Genomic DNA, 14,879 nt, shown 5'->3' on the forward strand with positions numbered 1-14,879 from the left:
AGTTAAAACAGCTCCTAAAAAAAACATGCCGCCCGAAAGCGGCATGTTTTTTGATTAGACAAGTTCCGGATTGATGAGACCATAGTCACCGGCTTTACGGCGGTACACAACGGCCATGGATTCCGTTTCGTCATTGAAGAAGACGAAGAAGTCGTGGTTCAGCATGTTCATCTGCATGATGGCTTCCTGCACATTCATGGGACGCATCGCATAGGTCTTGGTGCGAGCGACCTTGAATTCGCCGTCAGCTGAAGCTTCCTCTACGTCACCAGGAACCGACGGAACCGCGGCATCACGGAAATTATTGTATTTCCGCTTCATGAGACGGGTTTTATATTTATGGATCTGGCGCTCGATTTTTTCCACACAATTATCAATGGAAGCATACATGTTTTCGCTGCCTTCCTGGGCGCGGAGGACGATACCGCTTGCAGGAACCGTGATTTCCACAATGTGCTTATTGCGTTCAATTCTCATGACGGCCGTGATTTCACCAACAGTCTTGAACTGCTTCGTAATGGTTTCAACCTTTTTTTCCACATAATCTTTCAATGCAGGCGTTACTTCAAGATTCTTACCACGAACTCTAACTGTCATAATGATTACCTCCTAACTCACAGGATGTTTCCTGTTCGTTCTTATTATCCTATTTCTACAAATGAAGCGAAATTCCTCTAAAATTCTTGAAAAATTTTTAAAAAATGTAACAAAGAGGAAGCTCCGATTCCATCGGGCTTCCCCAGTAATAACTGAAACATTTTTTAATTGTTGGCCGGCTGGATTTGTTTCCTTACAGGATTTTTGACAAAAAGAGCTGCGCCCTTTCGCTTTTTGGATGGGAGAAAAATTCCTGTGGATTCGCTTCTTCCTGGATGACGCCTTGGTCAAGGAAAATCACGCGGTCCCCCACTTCCCGGGCAAAGCCCATTTCATGGGTCACAACGACCATGGTCATCCCTCCTTCAGCAAGGTCTTTCATGACGTCCAGGACTTCCTTGATCATTTCCGGGTCAAGGGCGCTTGTCGGTTCATCAAAGAGCATGGCTTTGGGGTTCATGCAAAGTGCACGGGCAATGGCAACGCGCTGCTGCTGACCGCCGGATAGAGAATCAGGATAAGCAGCGGCCTTGTCAAGGAGCCCAACCTTTTTAAGATACATCTCGGCCTTTTCCATCGCTTCTTCCCGCGAGGCGTGGCGCACCTTCATCGGCGCAAGGATCAAGTTTTCCATGACCGTCATATGCGGGAAAAGATTGAAGCGCTGGAAAACCATGCCGATTTCCTTGCGGACTTCGTTGATGTTAGCCTCGCCATTAAGAGGAATGCCATCAAAGACAATTTCGCCGCCTGTAGGCACTTCCAGATAGTTGATGCAGCGCAGGAATGTACTCTTGCCGCCGCCTGAAGGGCCGATGACAACGACCACTTCCTCTTCCTTGATATTGATGTCGATGCCCTTTAGGACCTCGTTCTTGCCATAGCTTTTCCGAAGGCCGGTAATCTTGATGAGATCATTTTTCATTTTTCTTATACCGCCTTTCCAGAAGCCCTACGAGACGAGCCACAGCAAATGTCATAATGAGGTAGATAAACGCGACGGACAGCCAGATTTCAAAAGAGGCATAGGTCCTGGCAATAATGAGCTGGCCGCGGCGGGTCAGTTCCTCAAAACCAATGACGGAGACCAAGGACGAATCCTTCAGCATGGCGATGAATTCATTGCCAAGGGGCGGAATGATCCGCTTAAAGGCCTGGGGCAGGATGACAAACCGCATGGTCTGCCACCAGTTCATGCCCAAACTGCGGCCCGCTTCCATCTGCCCTCTGTCAATGGATTCAATGCCGCCGCGGAAAATTTCCGCAACATACGCCCCACTGTTGATGGAGCACGCAAAGACCGCGGCAAAAAAGGCATCCACCTGATGATGGATGAGTGCCGGCAAGGCAAAGTAAACAAGGAAGATCTGCACAAGAAGCGGCGTCCCGCGTAGGAAATCGACATATACATTGCCCAAGATCCGCAGGAGGCGGATACCCGTCATGCGGATGAGGGAAATGACAATTCCGATGGCCATGCCAAAACCAACGCTCAGTGCTGTAATTTCAATGGTTACGCCCGCCCCTGCCAAAAGCAGGGGAAAGGACGACGTAATAATTTCTAGATCCATACCCACCAATCCTTACTCTGCCATTATTTTTCTTTTGGCGCTTCGCCGAACCATTTCTTGTAAATCTTATCGTATTCGCCGTTTTTCTTCAGTTCGCCCAGGGCTTTATTGATTTCGCCAGCCAGTTTGCTGTCCTTCTTGACGGCAAATCCATACGGTTCAGCATCCATCGTTTCACCGACAATCTTATCCTGGCCCTTGCCTTCCTTCGTCAGGAAGTAAGCCCCAACAGGACGGTCAATGACGACCGCATCGGCATTCTTATTGTTGAGTTCAAGGAAGACTTCCGCATTCGTGTTGAAGGTCTTGACCTTGGCGCCCGGTACGGAAGCGGCCTTATCGGCACCCGTCGTCCCAATCTGGACGGAAATCGTTTTGCCTTCAAGGTCCTTCAGGCTCTTGATGTTGTTTTCATCATTTCTGACAATGATAGCAAGACCGGACGTATAATACGGATCGGAGAAAGTCACGGCTTTTTTACGTTCTTCCGTAATGCTCATGCCAGAAGCTACAACATCGATATTGCCCGAATTGATGGCCGGAATCAGGGCATCAAAGCCCATATTCTTAATTTCCACATCACGGCCCATTTGCTTGCCAATGGCGCGGATCAGATCCATATCAAAGCCCGTGAAATCCTTGGAATCCTTTTCCTGGAATTCAAAAGGGGCAAAGGTCGGTTCCGTGCCTGCACGAAGGACCTTGGATTCCTTAGCTGCATCCTTACCTCCGCAGCCGGCAGCAAACATCGTCAAAGCGGCTAACATTCCAACAAGTACGGTACGTTTTTTCATGGCTGTTCCTCCAGATAGACTTGATATTTTTAAGAAGCATATGACATTATACATCTGAATGAATTTTTATACAATGGGAGATTAAAAAAAAGCAGCCTAAGCTAACAGCAAGGCGCAGGCTGCGGCGTCTATGACCGGGGAGGATAAGCGTCAAGGGAAAAAACGAAAGGGAAAAGATGACGAAGCGTTTCGAAATCGCCTTGGTAAGGCGGATCGGTTTTCGCCTCCCTAAAGCAAAAAACTGCGGCAACGATTTGCTCATTCTGCATCAAACCTTAATAAGAAAAGCGAACCGCTCTGAACGATTGACAGGTGTTCGGATCGGTGTTCTTTACGTTTTTCATTGATTGCCATCCATAAGTTTTCAGCCTGACAGCCTCCTATACACATAGAACGCCCCTGCCGATTATTCGGCAGGGGCGTTCTCACTTATTTCATTTCACCAAACCATTTGGTATAGATTTTCTTGTATTCACCGGAGTCTTTCAGTTCCTTCAGGGCTTTATTTATGCCGTCCACAAGGTCTTTCTTGTCCTTCGGAGCTGCAATGCCGTAAAAGTCGCCTTTTTTCGGCGTGCCAACGGCTTTGGCATAGCTGGACCCTTTCTGTTTCAGGAAGTACTGAAGCACGGGCAGATCACTGATGACAGCATCAACGTTGCCATTTTTGAGTTCGATGCAGGCAAGATCCGACGTATCAAAATTCGTAACTTTGGCGCCTTCAATCTTTTCAGCTTCCTGGGCGCCCGTTGTGCCTAGCTGGACACCGATGCGTTTGCCTTTCAGATCATCAAAGGACTTGATTTCATTGTTGTCTTTCTTGACGATGACCATCAGTCCCGATTCATAATAGGGATCTGTAAAAAGGACCTGTTTTTTCCGTGCGTCCGTAATAGACATACCGGAAATGATTACATCAATATTGCCGGCATTCATGGCAGGAATCAAGGCATCAAAGCCCATGCCCTTGATGGTCACTTTTTCATAGCCCATCTTCTTACCAATGGCTTCTATGAGTTCCATATCAAACCCTGTCGGTTTATCCGCTTCTTCGCTGGGGAACTCAAAGGGGGCAAAAGAAGGGGCCGTCCCGACGACAAGTTCCTTCTTTTGGGGCGCGGCTGCCTTTTTGTCATCTTTGGCCGCATTGCCGCCGCAGCCAGCCACACCCAAAATAAGCGCTGCGAGGAGGCACATCATCTTCAGACTTTTTTTCATGGTTTTCATCCTTTCTTTCCCATCTTATTTCGTTTCTGCGCCAAACCATTTGTCATGGATCTTTTGATACTCGCCGGAATCCTTCAGTTCCTTGAGGGCTTTATTGAGTCCATCAATGAGCTCCTTTTTCCCCTTAGGTGCCGCGATTCCGTAAAAATCACCCTTTTTCGGGGTTCCAACGGTCTTTGCGTAGGAAGCGCCGCCCTTTTTAAGGAAATACTCCAGTACCGGCAGGTCACTGATAACGGCGTCCACATTGCCGTTTTTAAGTTCCAGGCAAGCAAGGTCCGACGTGTCAAAATTCGTGACCTTGGCACCTTCAATCTTTTCGGCTTCCTGGGCGCCCGTAGTGCCTAGCTGGACACCAATGCGTTTACCTTTCAGATCAGCAAGGGAATGGATAACCGTATTATCCTTACGAACAATGGTCATGAGACCGGATTCATAGTAGGGATCGGTGAAGAGAAACTGTTTTTTTCGCTCTTCCGTAATGGACATACCTGCCATGGCTACATCAATCTGGCCGGCATTCATGGCCGGGAAGAGGGCATCAAAGCCCATGCCCTTAATGGTCACTTTTTCATAGCCCAGCTTCTTTGCCATGGCCTTGATAAGATCCATGTCAAAGCCCGTGATTTCCCCATCCTTCCCATCAGGGAATTCAAAAGGAGCAAAGGAAGGTTCCGTGCCTACAATGAGTTCCTTCTTTTGTTGTGCCGCATCCTTACTGCCGGAATTTCCACACCCAGAAAGGCTGGTTACAACCACTGCAGCAAGAATGCCTGTTAAGGCCAATTTTTTCACCCAACTTTTCATCCGTCTCAACCCCTCATCTTATTTATAAATATACAATTCAGCTGACCTGGTCTTCGCCCCCACACTCGCCTGCTGGAAGGTTCGCTCCTAAGCGTTCCGGCTCCCCACTACTGCTCCTCTCGCATTTTGCGGCAGGTCTTACTTCTAAGCTGCACCGTGCTCACAGCGGATTCCGCTGCTTACGTGGATCGTTTTGCCTGCAACTGGCATCGACTTTCAACCACAGACCTGAATTGTATATTTATTTATTATAATGAGGAAGTTAAGGAAACGCAAGTATTTTTATTCATTTTTCACGAATTTTTTTCAGAGTGTTTTCAAGGTCAAATTTTTATAGTATACTATAAGCCCCGAGAGGATTTTGGCAGAAAAAAAAGGTGGGGCATTTTTCCCCTATTTTTCTATTTTATATGTAAAGGTCGTTTTACTATGCTGACGATACCCCAATTTTTGGAGTTTCCAACAACTGAAGACACCAGCGCTCTCGTATCCTTCTTTTTGAAGCTTCTGGAGCATAAAAACAAAGGACTCTTCCTCCACAGCCAGCAGGTTGCCAACTACGCTGTCTGCACCGCAATCAAGATGGGGCTTCCCCTGTCGGAAGTGGCTGCTATCAAAACCGCAGCACTCCTTCACGACATCGGCATGGTTTCCGTACCGAACACCATTCTTGCCAAATATCCCTATTTCAACGTCAAAGAACGGGCTGCGTACCGGCGTCACTGCCTGGCCGGCGCCAGTATGATGGAAAATATCCCGGGCTTTGGTCACATCATGAAGATGGTCCTCCATCATCATGAACATTGGGATGGCAGCGGTTATCCCAAACGCCTCAAAGGGGTGAACATTCCCTTGGGGGCCCGCATCATTGCCGTCTGTGACTATTATGATCGGCGCTGCAAGCCCTGCACCCATAACTGGCAGTGGCAGAGCGCTGTCACGCCAACAAGGATTCGTGACCTTTCCGGGATCTATTTTGATCCCGATGTCGTCAAAGCCTTCTTTGACGCGGTTGCGCAAAACGATCTGATTCTGGAACAAGGCTCGGCCCACGCTTAATGGAAAGTAAAAAAGAAATCGGCGATGGACTTACCGCCTTACCAAAGCGAAAGATTCGAAAGCAAAAGACCTAAGAAAAGATAACGAGAGCACTGCTCCGAACAATTGACACGCGTTCGGAGAGGTGCTCCCTTTTTATTGCTTACCATTTTTCGTTTGACAGTCTCCCGGTCTTTTATCCTGCCATCGCAGATGACATCAGCCAAGGACGGCCATCTTATCGTTGCGCCTTCCGCTTTACCCCTTACTGCTTGACCGCTAGAGCCGCAGACTCGCAGTCACCCTTTTCCGTCTTAACCAGCCGCCTCTGGCGTCCTTTACTTCACAATCTTCTTATCACTTCCATGGCCAGCTTTGACCGTTCACGCTCGCTTTCCAGCATGATGATCTGGAAGCAAAGAGGGGCTTTCCTTCATTTTTCCCGAGGCATAGCTCAGGCCATTGGCGCGCTCATCAAGGAAGGGCCGGTCAATCTGATGGGGATCACTCATAAGGATTATTTTTGTTCCCCTGCCGGCACAGGTAATGATGCCTTTAGCCTGCCTGGCGTCATATTCTGTGCTAGTCGATGATGAGGCAGGTCTTTTCAAGGGTGGTCCTGCTGCAGGTAAACCACTGGAAAAGCAGTTATATGTGGAGATTTGTCACCACAAGGGCGACACCGGAAAGAAGCAGGAAGAAAATGATGACGCGTCGGACGAGCGTCCCGCCTAGACGGGATGAAAGCATGGTGCCGCCCAAAAGCCCGGCCAGCATGAAAGGAACCAAGGTGAGGGAGATATTGAAAGTATCTGCCGTCAGGATTCCCGTCCGAATATAGATGGCAAATCGAAAAAGATTCGTCATAATAAAAAGGAGCGACAGATTGCCCCGAAAGGCTTCGAGGGAATTGGTCACACGGGCCATATAGATGCTGATAAGGGCACCGATGCCCAATAGACCGCTGATAAAACCTGCAAGGATAGCGATGAGCGCATGACTAAGAGCGCTCCCTGCCCCGCCTGCGGATTTTTTCTTAAGAAGCATTTGAAGAGCAAGGCCCATGGTAAGAAAGCCTAGGATAATCTTGATGAGAGCCGGATCACCCGCCTTGAGAAAGAATGTGCCAGGGATGATGCCAAGAATCATGAAAAAAGCCCCGGAGCCCCAGATTTTCACGGAAAGAGCCTTGTGATCATGAAAGACGAGGAGCAGGTTCGATATGAGACTAAGAGGCAGGTCAATGGGCGTAATGTAGATGTTATCCTGCCAGAAACTTAGAATGGAACTAAAGACCAGAGTGTTGGCAAATCCGCAGAGGCCTTTGACGAAGTAGGCCAAAAAGGCCGAAAAGGCATATAGCATGGATGTCACTTCTTTCAAAAAGGTTGAAGCCGTAGGCTAAGGCAAGAAAAGCCATCAAGCTATCACGAGCCTTCAGCTTTTTCTATTTCACACCTATGGTGCTGGCGGTCAAGCGGGAAAGATGGAAAGTGCTTTGATGCTAAAAGACCGTAACGCCGGACCCAAACCGCCCCCTGACGGGGGAACGGGTCCGAAATAATTCGCCCTCAACCATGTTTCTCGGACTTTTGTTGACGCTCCCTTCTTATTATTCGGAGAAAAATCGCGCCGAACACATAAACCGCACATGCCTCATCCTCAGCCTCTTATACACCTTCACATCTTCATCCACGGGATGCATGCCGTTGCGGCGGGCAACGTTCATGGAGGCTTCGTTGGTATCGCGGATGAGGGACGACACTTCGTCCGCTCCAAGATTATTAAAGGCATAATCCATAAAGGCCCGGGCTGCTTCCGTGGCATACCCATGATGCCAATAGAACCGCTCAAAGAGGTAGCCCACTTCAAGGACCTCCCCACCCCGCCAAGGCTGGTAGGTGAGGCCGCACTGACCGATGAAAGCGCCCGTTTCTTTAAGGATGACGGCATAAAGGCCAAAACCCCATTTTTCGTACCGTGCCAACTGGCGCGTAAGCCAGGCCGTTACTTCTTCGTCCGTAAAGGCGCCTTCATAGGCGTACATGGCTTTTTCGTCCTGTAAGGTCCGTTTGAGATTGATTTCGTCCTTTTCTGTTAAGGGTCTCAAGACGAGCCTTTTTGTTTCCAGTGTAAACAAAATGCACCTCATTTTTCTCATGAATTGACAGAGATTCCCTCTGTAAGCTATGATTTAGGGCAGCGACATTGTTGATAAATTCCCTTTAAGAAAGGATGGATCCATATGGCAAACTTTTGTCCTCAGTGCGGCGCTCCCCTGACGCCGACAAGTAAATTCTGCCCCCAGTGCGGCGCAAAGATTGCTGCCGCCGTGCTCCAAGAAACAGCGCTGAACGCGGACGCCCGTCAGGAAGCAGCCACAGCACATACGGCAGAGGAACAAGCACCTGTACAGCAGCCGGTTACGGAAACATCAAAAGAGGAATCCGTTTCTCCTCATTTTACCACACCGCAGTCCCCTCAGAAGCCCAAAAATGCGGAAGATTATCTGCAGATGCTGCGCGCCGACCTCACCATTGAAGGCCGCCTCAACCGCAAGCGCTATTGGGTCCGTACGGGGCTGTGCATTGTGCTCAACATCATGGCGGCCATCTTCATGGAGATTCCCGCAGAGCTTCCCATCTTTTTTGGGGCCATCCTGACCATCGCTGTTTCGATCTACCAAATCATGTTCACTGTGCGCCGTGCCCATGATCTTGGAAGATCCGGCTGGTATCTCCTTTGGAGCATCGTTCCCCTCGTCAACATTTATATTGCAATCCGTATCTCCTTCATTGAAGGCGAAAAAGGGCCAAATCGGTTCGGGCCGGATCCGCTCACCACGCCGGGGGCGTGGTGAGGATAACAACGCAAGCGTGAGCTTGCGTTATTTTGGGTTTGGGAAAGACTGTCTCTCTTATTTTTTACTCGAGGCAAAAAATTGCTCCGATTCATCATGGTTGTGAGTTTTGCGTTGTGAGTTATGAGTAAAAACCCCTAAAAATCCCCAACTCCGGCGCCAAACCGTGTCCCTGCGGGACTGGGCGCCGAACAAGTTTTTCGATAACACGATCCTGCAGCCGAATCGCTTCGACGGTGTCTTGCGATTAGCAGTTTTGGCCCATCGAAAAATGCTCCTCGCTCCCGCTCGTTTGGAGACGTCGGGCCCCCTTACTTTTTACTCGGAACAAAAATCGCTCCGAGTCGATGCAGTTACGTGCCTTCCTTGTTTGAGAAAAGATTCTTTTGAAAACAAGGAAGGCATGACGATTCGTAAGAAGTGGCGTACCACAATTTCATTTCTAAGACGCCCGAAAAAATACCGTCGTCGGACGGGCCGCTCCTAGGAATTTTTTCGGATGACAGAAGAAACCTTTCTCGCCTGCGGTCCCTATCGACCCATCCGCGTTGTCAAACGCGGCGAGCCTCCTAGCAGTACCCACTTCTAGTACGGCGTCGTCGGCCCGCTTCGCGTTTTTCCTTGCATCTGGGCCAATCTGGAGCCATATTCGAAAAGGCAAATGGGAAAAAGACCGGAAGGGAAAACGTAACGTTGCTTCCTAAATCGTCCTGGCTGGGGGCGGATTGCCGCTATGCGGCAAATGTGTTGTAGAGGTCACGTTTCGTGTCGATGAAAAACATTTCAAAGGCGTTTTTAAGGCAAAAGACCAAACGGCGACGGTTCGATGCATCCTGCATCGAGCCTAAAGAAACTGTGCGTAATGAGAACACCGCTCCGAACAATTGACACGCGTTCGGAGCGGTGCTCTTTTTTATTGCTTTCTCTTTTTCGTGTGGCAGTCCTTCTGTTTTTTGTTTTTCTTTCATTTCATTTTCTGCTGCAATTCTGCAACAATCTTCATGAATTCCTGAATCTTTTGGTCCAGGAGGGTATCGTTGCGTTTCAGTTCTTCGTTTTCGGCAATGAGCTGGGCTTTGCTGACGCCTTCGTACTGACTGGTGCGGCCGAGTTTGACGGAGACTCCGAAGTTCCACATGTTTTCGCCGCCCGTCGATCCGCCGAGGCTCAGTAAGGTGCGGTTATCAGACCGATAGAAGGCACCGATGGCAAGGGCCGTGTTGCCGCGGCAGCTGCCGGTACCAACGGCAAGGTCAAGTTTGTTGCCCCGATCAAAGTCAAGGGGATGGAGGGCTGCAAGGGCTGCGGCATGAGCGCCGACTTTATCGACGCGGTCATCAAGGCGTTCGACGCGGCTGCTGACGTCACGAACTTCTTTGGTCGCTTCATAGAGCTGACTGCCGTTGATGGCCTCTTTCGAAGTCGGGCTCACTTCCCCATCGGTGACGTTCGTGATCTTGTTGTGATTCATATCGATGCCGGGGTTGGAAATGGTCGGTCCGCCGTTCTTGATGCTGACTTTGCTGACGCTGATGTTGCCTTTGAGGGCGACGTTGACATTGCTGTCGGGCCGTTGCAATATTTTCGCTTCTTATAATGCGAAGCTTGCCGTCTTTTTCAAGTTTCGTTTCGCCTTTGTCGTCAGCTGTGAGTTTCGTTTTAATGACAGCGGGTCTTCCGGCATCGACAGCCTTTCCCGTATCGTTGATATCCGTGCCAGTGCTGCCCGCATCGGCATTCCCCGTATCGGTATTACCCGTTTCAGTGCCGCCTGCATCCGGTACTGCCGTATTGTCGTTCTTCTCTTCGTAGGTGACTTTGTCGGAACCGGAATCCTTATAGTTCGTGCTGATGGTCCAGTTGCCGCTGCCATCGTTTTCGAGTTTGATGCCATCACCTGCTTTGAGGCTGATGGACGTACCAGCCTTCTCCGTGGCGGCTGTGAGCTGGGCCACGTTGACGGCGTCCGTATCGGCAGAACCGGCGGCGACATAGGTAATGCGGCGCGTATTGATCTTTCCGTTGGCATCGGGGTCACCGACGGAGACGGCGGCTAAGGTCGGTTTCCAGACGTAGCTCGTGTCTGTGGCTGTGACGCGCAGACGAGGATGATTTACTTTGGTATTGTCGCCGTCGACAGCATTTTTCACCGTATTCTTGCTGCCCAGGACATAGATGTGCTAGCCATTTGTGACCGTATTATAGAACCCGTCGACGAAGTTCATCTGTGTGGCGCTGTCATTGAGTTCATTCGTGTTCCCCGTGAGAATGTTGCCAACGCCCATGACCTACGACAGATAGCCTTTATCGACTGTATTGGCCCCACCCATGACCATAACCTGGCCGCCGCTTTCGAGAATGGCTTTTTGCAGGAGCTGGGACAATTCATCCCATTTTCCTGCTTGGGCAAGGACAGGCGCTTGTCTTAGAATTTCATCGCTGCCCTTGACATCGCGATAGGAATGGGTGACCCTGTTCGCGGCACCGTAGATCAGGGCTAAATTGGCGTTTTCCGTATAGTTGACCTGCCCCACAATGGAACTTCCGCGCCATCAAAGGGATTGCCCCTTAACTTGACGCCGTTGAGGCTTCCCATGGTGACAACGGTGGGCGCCTTTTCTGCATTGCCATCTCCCGTAATTTGGACGGGCTGCCCATCTGGGCCAAGCAAGAAGCAAGGTCCGGCAATGGGATGTGTCAGATCCGACGTAACCAGCATCGTTAGCGTTGCTGTATAGGCCGGCAAGGCCGCCCCGCCAAGGATCATACCCAGCACGGCCGCCGTCAGGATGCGTACCAACTTTTGAGCCGCCACTTTGCCCCGCCCTTTGGCAAGTTCGAAAACAACGACATAGCCATTTCGAACGTGACTCCAGATGATTTTGCAGATTCGGTTCATACCTTGTCCTCCTCTTTTGAACCTCTTCAGGTAAAGAAAAGGCCAATCACCCCGATGATACGAAGCGTTCCCCTGGCCTTTCCCATTTTTCCCCGGATCCATTCCGGATATATTTTATATTTTCATCACATCATGTTATCATCAGAAAATAAACCCTTCTTTCTCTTAACAACTTGTTTTATTCTTATAAAGTCAAAGTCATCTATTTTTTTAGTTTTTACTCATTAATTTATCCTAGATGGCGATTTTTACTTTATTTAACGCTTTATGCAATAATTTCGCAATATTCTATACTGGCTAATATTTTCTTATTTTCCTACTTATCCAGCCGATGAATCAGCAAAAATTATGGGAACTCTTACTTCACACTTTTTCCATATTCCTGTGATAAAATAAGGCCATCTTGTATCATGTCAAAGAAAGGACGGTTCCCATGACGCTCTCCCTTCTCCTTACGGGATCGGTAATTCTCTTATCCCTCCTCATCAGCAAGGCCCTGCGCCATACGCCGCTGCCATCCCTGCTTCTATTCATTGCCTTGGGCATGCTCTTTGGCGAAAACGGGCTCTTCCACATTCCCTTCGATGATTACCAAGCCGTTGACATCATCTGCAGCAGTGCCCTTGTCATCATCATGTTCTATGGAGGCTTTGGGACAAGCCTCAAAGCGGCACGCCCCGTTCTCAGGGCGTCGGTCCTTTTATCGACGGTCGGCGTTGTCCTTTCTGCCTTAGGGCTTGCCGCACTCGCCCATTTCATCCTAGACCTGGGGGTTGCGGAAAGTTTCCTTATTGGGGCCGTCATTTCCTCTACAGACGCCGCATCGGTCTTTTCCATCCTTCGCGGCAGCCGTCTTTCCCTCAAATACCACACAGACTCCCTTTTGGAAATTGAGTCAGGATCGAACGATCCCATGGCCTTCATGCTGACCGCGGCTGCCATTGCTCTCATGACGGGGTCGGATTTTTCCCTGCCCCTTCTCATGGGAAAACAGATGATTATCGGCGCCGCCGCAGGCCTTTGCTTCGGCTTTGGCGCAGCTCGCCTTCTTTCGCGCAATGCCTTGGATGGCAGCGAGGCCCGAACCCTATTTCTCCTTTCCGTCATGCTTTTATCCTACGCCGTTCCTACCATACTTGGCGGCAATGGCTATCTGGGGACCTATCTTTGCGGGATTCATCTAGGAAACGCGCCCATGCCACAAAAGCGGAATCTGGTGCACTTTTTTGATGTCTTGACCCAAGTTGCCCAGGTCATGATTTTCTTTTTGCTGGGCCTTGTCGTAACGCCCGTGACGCTTCCCAGCGTCTTTGTGCCCGCCCTAGTGCTGACTGTATGTCTCACCTTCATTGTGCGGCCCGCTGTTGTGACGCTTCTCCTGCGGCCCTTTGGAGCTCCCCTTTCCCAAATACTTCTTACGAGCTGGGCAGGCCTGCGCGGCGCCGCGTCCATTGTATTTGCCATATCAGCCATTTTGGCCGGTGCGGAAACGACACTGAACCTCTTTAACCTCATTTTCTGCATGGTTCTCCTTTCCATCACCTTTCAAGGAACGCTGCTTCCCTGGGCGGCGAAAAAGTTTGCCATGATTGATCCAGCGGCGGACGTAGAAAAGACCTTTACCGATTACGAAGAAGACACGGATATCACCTTTGGTCACGTCCATGTCGACGAGCGCAGCGGTTGGAACGGGCGCACCTTGGCAGAGCTCAATGTCCCCGGTGACCTCATCGTCGCCATGATTGTCCGTGACGGAAAGGGCATCATCCCCACGGGGGCAGTCAGACTCGCTGCCGGCGACACGCTGATTTTGGGAACCCACGGCTTTACAAGCCGCGAATGGGCCCTTGAAGAAGAACGGGTTCCCGCCGGATCGCGCCTCATTGGCATACCCCTGGAGTCGCTTCCCCTTTCAAGCCGCCAGCGCATCCTGCTGATTCGGCGGGGTCTCAAGACCCTCATTCCGACAGGATCAAGTGTCATCAAAGAAGGGGACCATCTGGTTCATCTAAAAGACGCGGAACACTTCAAAAAAGGATGAAAGAAGGGGAAGTGCCGTGATATACTGGTAAAAAGTACCCAAAAAGGAGATGGTTCCCGTGATTCGATCCATGCGCCGCTTCAAACAGGCTCTCCCCCTTGATGCCTGTAAGGAAGTCCTCAAAAACGGCAGACGAGGCGTCCTTTCTGTCATCGGTGATGACGGCTATCCCTATGGCGTTCCCATCAACTACGTCTATGATGAAAAAGAAAATGCCCTCTATTTCCATGGTGCCAAAGAAGGTCATAAGATTGACGCCATAAAAAAGAGCGGCAAAGTATGCTTTACTGTTTTTGACGAAGACTATAAAGAAGATGGCGACTGGGCGTACTACGTCAAGAGCGTCATCATCTTTGGCCGCGCAAAGGTTGTCGAGGACGAAAAAGAAACCCTGCGCATGACTCGCCTCATTGGCCTCAAGTACTACCCTACCGTCAAAGAAGTGGACGCCATCTTGGAACGCACCCGCGGCCGCGTGCAGGGCGTGCGGGTTGACGTAGAAAAGATGACGGGAAAGCTGGTACATGAGAAGTAATTTTTAGCCAGCGCAAAATTTACGCTGGCTAAAAGAATGGAAAGGCTGTCTCGCGCCTTCGGTGCATGTCGTCAAGCGAGAAAGACGAAAACGCTTTGATGCTAAACCGTGAGGGAAAAACTGTGAGACCGGGCGCCAAACCGGTCTCCTCATCCACCACCTACTCCCGCAAACAAGTTTGCTAGTTACACCCCTACTAAGAAAGTCTATTCGAAACTTCGTCGTACACGAACACGTATCCGCTGCTTTTAGCATCTGCCTGATACTACGTTAGGCGGATGTAAGAGATAAAAGAGCTCTGTGTTCCGCAGTCTTACATTGGAGCGTTCCCTGGATAAGTCCTCTGCACGATTTCTCGCTTCGCCGTTTTAGTACATTTTACGGCTTGCAAATCAATCGGCGATAGACTTACCGCCTTGGCAATGGGGGTCGGCTTTCGCCGTTTCCAAGGCAGAATATTGTAAGGTAAAAAACCAAGAGCCCAAAACCGAACGTAGACAGAGGTTCGGT

At 50.0% G+C, this 14,879-nt stretch carries 17 protein-coding genes and 1 pseudogene; 4 read left to right on the plus strand and 14 right to left on the minus strand.

The features are described from left to right. Positions 1-54 precede the first annotated feature (54 nt). The 6 genes from hpf to HMPREF1246_RS00090 all read right to left on the minus strand — a co-directional run bounded on the left by hpf (position 55) and on the right by HMPREF1246_RS00090 (position 4,996). Entirely contained in the window at positions 55-597 is a 543-nt protein-coding gene (gene hpf / locus HMPREF1246_RS00065; RefSeq protein ID WP_021736330.1) for a ribosome hibernation-promoting factor, HPF/YfiA family, read from the minus strand. A 193-nt stretch (positions 598-790) separates the two neighbouring features. Then, complete coding sequence (locus HMPREF1246_RS00070) at positions 791-1,522, minus strand: amino acid ABC transporter ATP-binding protein (RefSeq protein WP_021736340.1); 732 nt, start codon at positions 1,520-1,522, stop codon at positions 791-793. Further along, positions 1,512-2,168, minus strand: a complete 657-nt coding sequence (locus HMPREF1246_RS00075) for an amino acid ABC transporter permease (RefSeq protein WP_021736345.1) — start codon at positions 2,166-2,168, stop codon at positions 1,512-1,514. Before HMPREF1246_RS00075 ends, HMPREF1246_RS00070 begins: the two co-directional genes overlap by 11 nt. 23 nt (positions 2,169-2,191) lie before the next feature. After that, a complete protein-coding gene (locus HMPREF1246_RS00080; protein WP_021736343.1) occupies positions 2,192-2,962 on the minus strand; it encodes a basic amino acid ABC transporter substrate-binding protein in 771 nt (256 codons plus the stop codon). 429 nt (positions 2,963-3,391) lie between these two features. Then, on the minus strand, positions 3,392-4,189 hold the full coding sequence (locus HMPREF1246_RS00085) for a basic amino acid ABC transporter substrate-binding protein (protein WP_035223990.1): 798 nt from the start codon (positions 4,187-4,189) through the stop codon (positions 3,392-3,394). A 15-nt stretch (positions 4,190-4,204) separates the two neighbouring features. Then, on the minus strand, positions 4,205-4,996 hold the full coding sequence (locus HMPREF1246_RS00090) for a basic amino acid ABC transporter substrate-binding protein (protein ID WP_021736338.1): 792 nt from the start codon (positions 4,994-4,996) through the stop codon (positions 4,205-4,207). Between the two features lie 429 nt (positions 4,997-5,425). Here HMPREF1246_RS00090 and HMPREF1246_RS00095 point away from each other — a divergent pair, with 429 nt between their 5' ends. Then, positions 5,426-6,055, plus strand: a complete 630-nt coding sequence (locus tag HMPREF1246_RS00095) for an HD-GYP domain-containing protein (RefSeq protein WP_016459632.1) — start codon at positions 5,426-5,428, stop codon at positions 6,053-6,055. 322 nt (positions 6,056-6,377) lie between these two features. Here the strand turns inward: HMPREF1246_RS00095 and HMPREF1246_RS10155 are convergent. From HMPREF1246_RS10155 to HMPREF1246_RS00105, 3 genes and pseudogenes are all read right to left on the minus strand, one after another. Further along, a pseudogene (locus HMPREF1246_RS10155) lies at positions 6,378-6,640 on the minus strand (PhoH family protein); the annotation flags it as partial. A 42-nt stretch (positions 6,641-6,682) separates the two neighbouring features. Continuing rightward, a complete protein-coding gene (locus HMPREF1246_RS00100) occupies positions 6,683-7,399 on the minus strand; it encodes a sulfite exporter TauE/SafE family protein (RefSeq protein ID WP_021736335.1) in 717 nt (238 codons plus the stop codon). Between the two features lie 247 nt (positions 7,400-7,646). Further along, positions 7,647-8,186, minus strand: a complete 540-nt coding sequence (locus HMPREF1246_RS00105; protein WP_035224001.1) for a GNAT family N-acetyltransferase — start codon at positions 8,184-8,186, stop codon at positions 7,647-7,649. A gap of 93 nt (positions 8,187-8,279) precedes the next feature. Between HMPREF1246_RS00105 and HMPREF1246_RS00110 the strand changes: the two genes are divergently transcribed. Continuing rightward, the gene (locus HMPREF1246_RS00110) at positions 8,280-8,894 is read left to right on the plus strand and encodes a DUF805 domain-containing protein (RefSeq protein ID WP_021736344.1); all 615 of its coding nucleotides are present in this window, start codon (positions 8,280-8,282) and stop codon (positions 8,892-8,894) included. A gap of 731 nt (positions 8,895-9,625) precedes the next feature. On the opposite strand, the gene HMPREF1246_RS00115 is transcribed toward HMPREF1246_RS00110, so the two are convergent. The 5 genes from HMPREF1246_RS00115 to HMPREF1246_RS00130 form a co-directional block, all read right to left on the minus strand. Next, on the minus strand, positions 9,626-9,862 hold the full coding sequence (locus tag HMPREF1246_RS00115) for a hypothetical protein (protein ID WP_035223997.1): 237 nt from the start codon (positions 9,860-9,862) through the stop codon (positions 9,626-9,628). Further along, positions 9,859-10,365 (minus strand): YadA C-terminal domain-containing protein, encoded by a 507-nt coding sequence (locus HMPREF1246_RS00120; protein WP_071779934.1) that lies wholly within the window; start codon positions 10,363-10,365, stop codon positions 9,859-9,861. Before HMPREF1246_RS00120 ends, HMPREF1246_RS00115 begins: the two co-directional genes overlap by 4 nt. After that, the gene (locus tag HMPREF1246_RS11015; protein WP_021736331.1) at positions 10,280-11,044 is read right to left on the minus strand and encodes a trimeric autotransporter adhesin coiled stalk domain protein; all 765 of its coding nucleotides are present in this window, start codon (positions 11,042-11,044) and stop codon (positions 10,280-10,282) included. The genes HMPREF1246_RS00120 and HMPREF1246_RS11015 overlap by 86 nt, the downstream gene beginning before the upstream one ends. Positions 11,045-11,182: 138 nt before the next feature. After that, positions 11,183-11,428: a hypothetical protein gene (locus HMPREF1246_RS10105; protein WP_021736332.1), complete on the minus strand. Its 246-nt coding sequence runs from the start codon at positions 11,426-11,428 to the stop codon at positions 11,183-11,185. Next, the gene (locus HMPREF1246_RS00130; protein WP_021736336.1) at positions 11,392-11,793 is read right to left on the minus strand and encodes an ESPR domain-containing protein; all 402 of its coding nucleotides are present in this window, start codon (positions 11,791-11,793) and stop codon (positions 11,392-11,394) included. Before HMPREF1246_RS00130 ends, HMPREF1246_RS10105 begins: the two co-directional genes overlap by 37 nt. A gap of 433 nt (positions 11,794-12,226) precedes the next feature. Here HMPREF1246_RS00130 and HMPREF1246_RS00135 point away from each other — a divergent pair, with 433 nt between their 5' ends. After that, on the plus strand, positions 12,227-13,834 hold the full coding sequence (locus HMPREF1246_RS00135; RefSeq protein ID WP_035223999.1) for a potassium/proton antiporter: 1,608 nt from the start codon (positions 12,227-12,229) through the stop codon (positions 13,832-13,834). A 49-nt stretch (positions 13,835-13,883) separates the two neighbouring features. Further along, complete coding sequence (locus tag HMPREF1246_RS00140; RefSeq protein ID WP_231368179.1) at positions 13,884-14,369, plus strand: pyridoxamine 5'-phosphate oxidase family protein; 486 nt, start codon at positions 13,884-13,886, stop codon at positions 14,367-14,369. The last annotated feature ends 510 nt before the right edge of the window (positions 14,370-14,879 follow it).

It is taken from the genome of Acidaminococcus sp. BV3L6 (assembly GCF_000468835.1).
In the GTDB taxonomy this organism is placed as follows: Bacteria; Bacillota; Negativicutes; order Acidaminococcales; family Acidaminococcaceae; genus Acidaminococcus; species Acidaminococcus intestini.

Coding starts and splice junctions, on each gene's coding strand:
- HMPREF1246_RS00110 (WP_021736344.1), top strand. CDS start 8,280: ATGGCAAACTTTTGTCCTCAGTGCGGCGCTCCCCTGACGCCGACAAGT.
- HMPREF1246_RS00085 (WP_035223990.1), bottom strand. CDS start 4,189: ATGAAAACCATGAAAAAAAGTCTGAAGATGATGTGCCTCCTCGCAGCG.
- HMPREF1246_RS00075 (WP_021736345.1), bottom strand. CDS start 2,168: ATGGATCTAGAAATTATTACGTCGTCCTTTCCCCTGCTTTTGGCAGGG.
- HMPREF1246_RS00115 (WP_035223997.1), bottom strand. CDS start 9,862: ATGAAAGAAAAACAAAAAACAGAAGGACTGCCACACGAAAAAGAGAAA.
- HMPREF1246_RS00105 (WP_035224001.1), bottom strand. CDS start 8,186: ATGAGGTGCATTTTGTTTACACTGGAAACAAAAAGGCTCGTCTTGAGA.
- HMPREF1246_RS00120 (WP_071779934.1), bottom strand. CDS start 10,365: ATGAATCACAACAAGATCACGAACGTCACCGATGGGGAAGTGAGCCCG.
- HMPREF1246_RS00080 (WP_021736343.1), bottom strand. CDS start 2,962: ATGAAAAAACGTACCGTACTTGTTGGAATGTTAGCCGCTTTGACGATG.
- HMPREF1246_RS00135 (WP_035223999.1), top strand. CDS start 12,227: ATGACGCTCTCCCTTCTCCTTACGGGATCGGTAATTCTCTTATCCCTC.
- HMPREF1246_RS00130 (WP_021736336.1), bottom strand. CDS start 11,793: ATGAACCGAATCTGCAAAATCATCTGGAGTCACGTTCGAAATGGCTAT.
- HMPREF1246_RS00070 (WP_021736340.1), bottom strand. CDS start 1,522: ATGAAAAATGATCTCATCAAGATTACCGGCCTTCGGAAAAGCTATGGC.
- HMPREF1246_RS00140 (WP_231368179.1), top strand. CDS start 13,884: ATGGTTCCCGTGATTCGATCCATGCGCCGCTTCAAACAGGCTCTCCCC.
- HMPREF1246_RS00100 (WP_021736335.1), bottom strand. CDS start 7,399: ATGCTATATGCCTTTTCGGCCTTTTTGGCCTACTTCGTCAAAGGCCTC.
- HMPREF1246_RS00095 (WP_016459632.1), top strand. CDS start 5,426: ATGCTGACGATACCCCAATTTTTGGAGTTTCCAACAACTGAAGACACC.
- hpf (WP_021736330.1), bottom strand. CDS start 597: ATGACAGTTAGAGTTCGTGGTAAGAATCTTGAAGTAACGCCTGCATTG.
- HMPREF1246_RS00090 (WP_021736338.1), bottom strand. CDS start 4,996: ATGAAAAGTTGGGTGAAAAAATTGGCCTTAACAGGCATTCTTGCTGCA.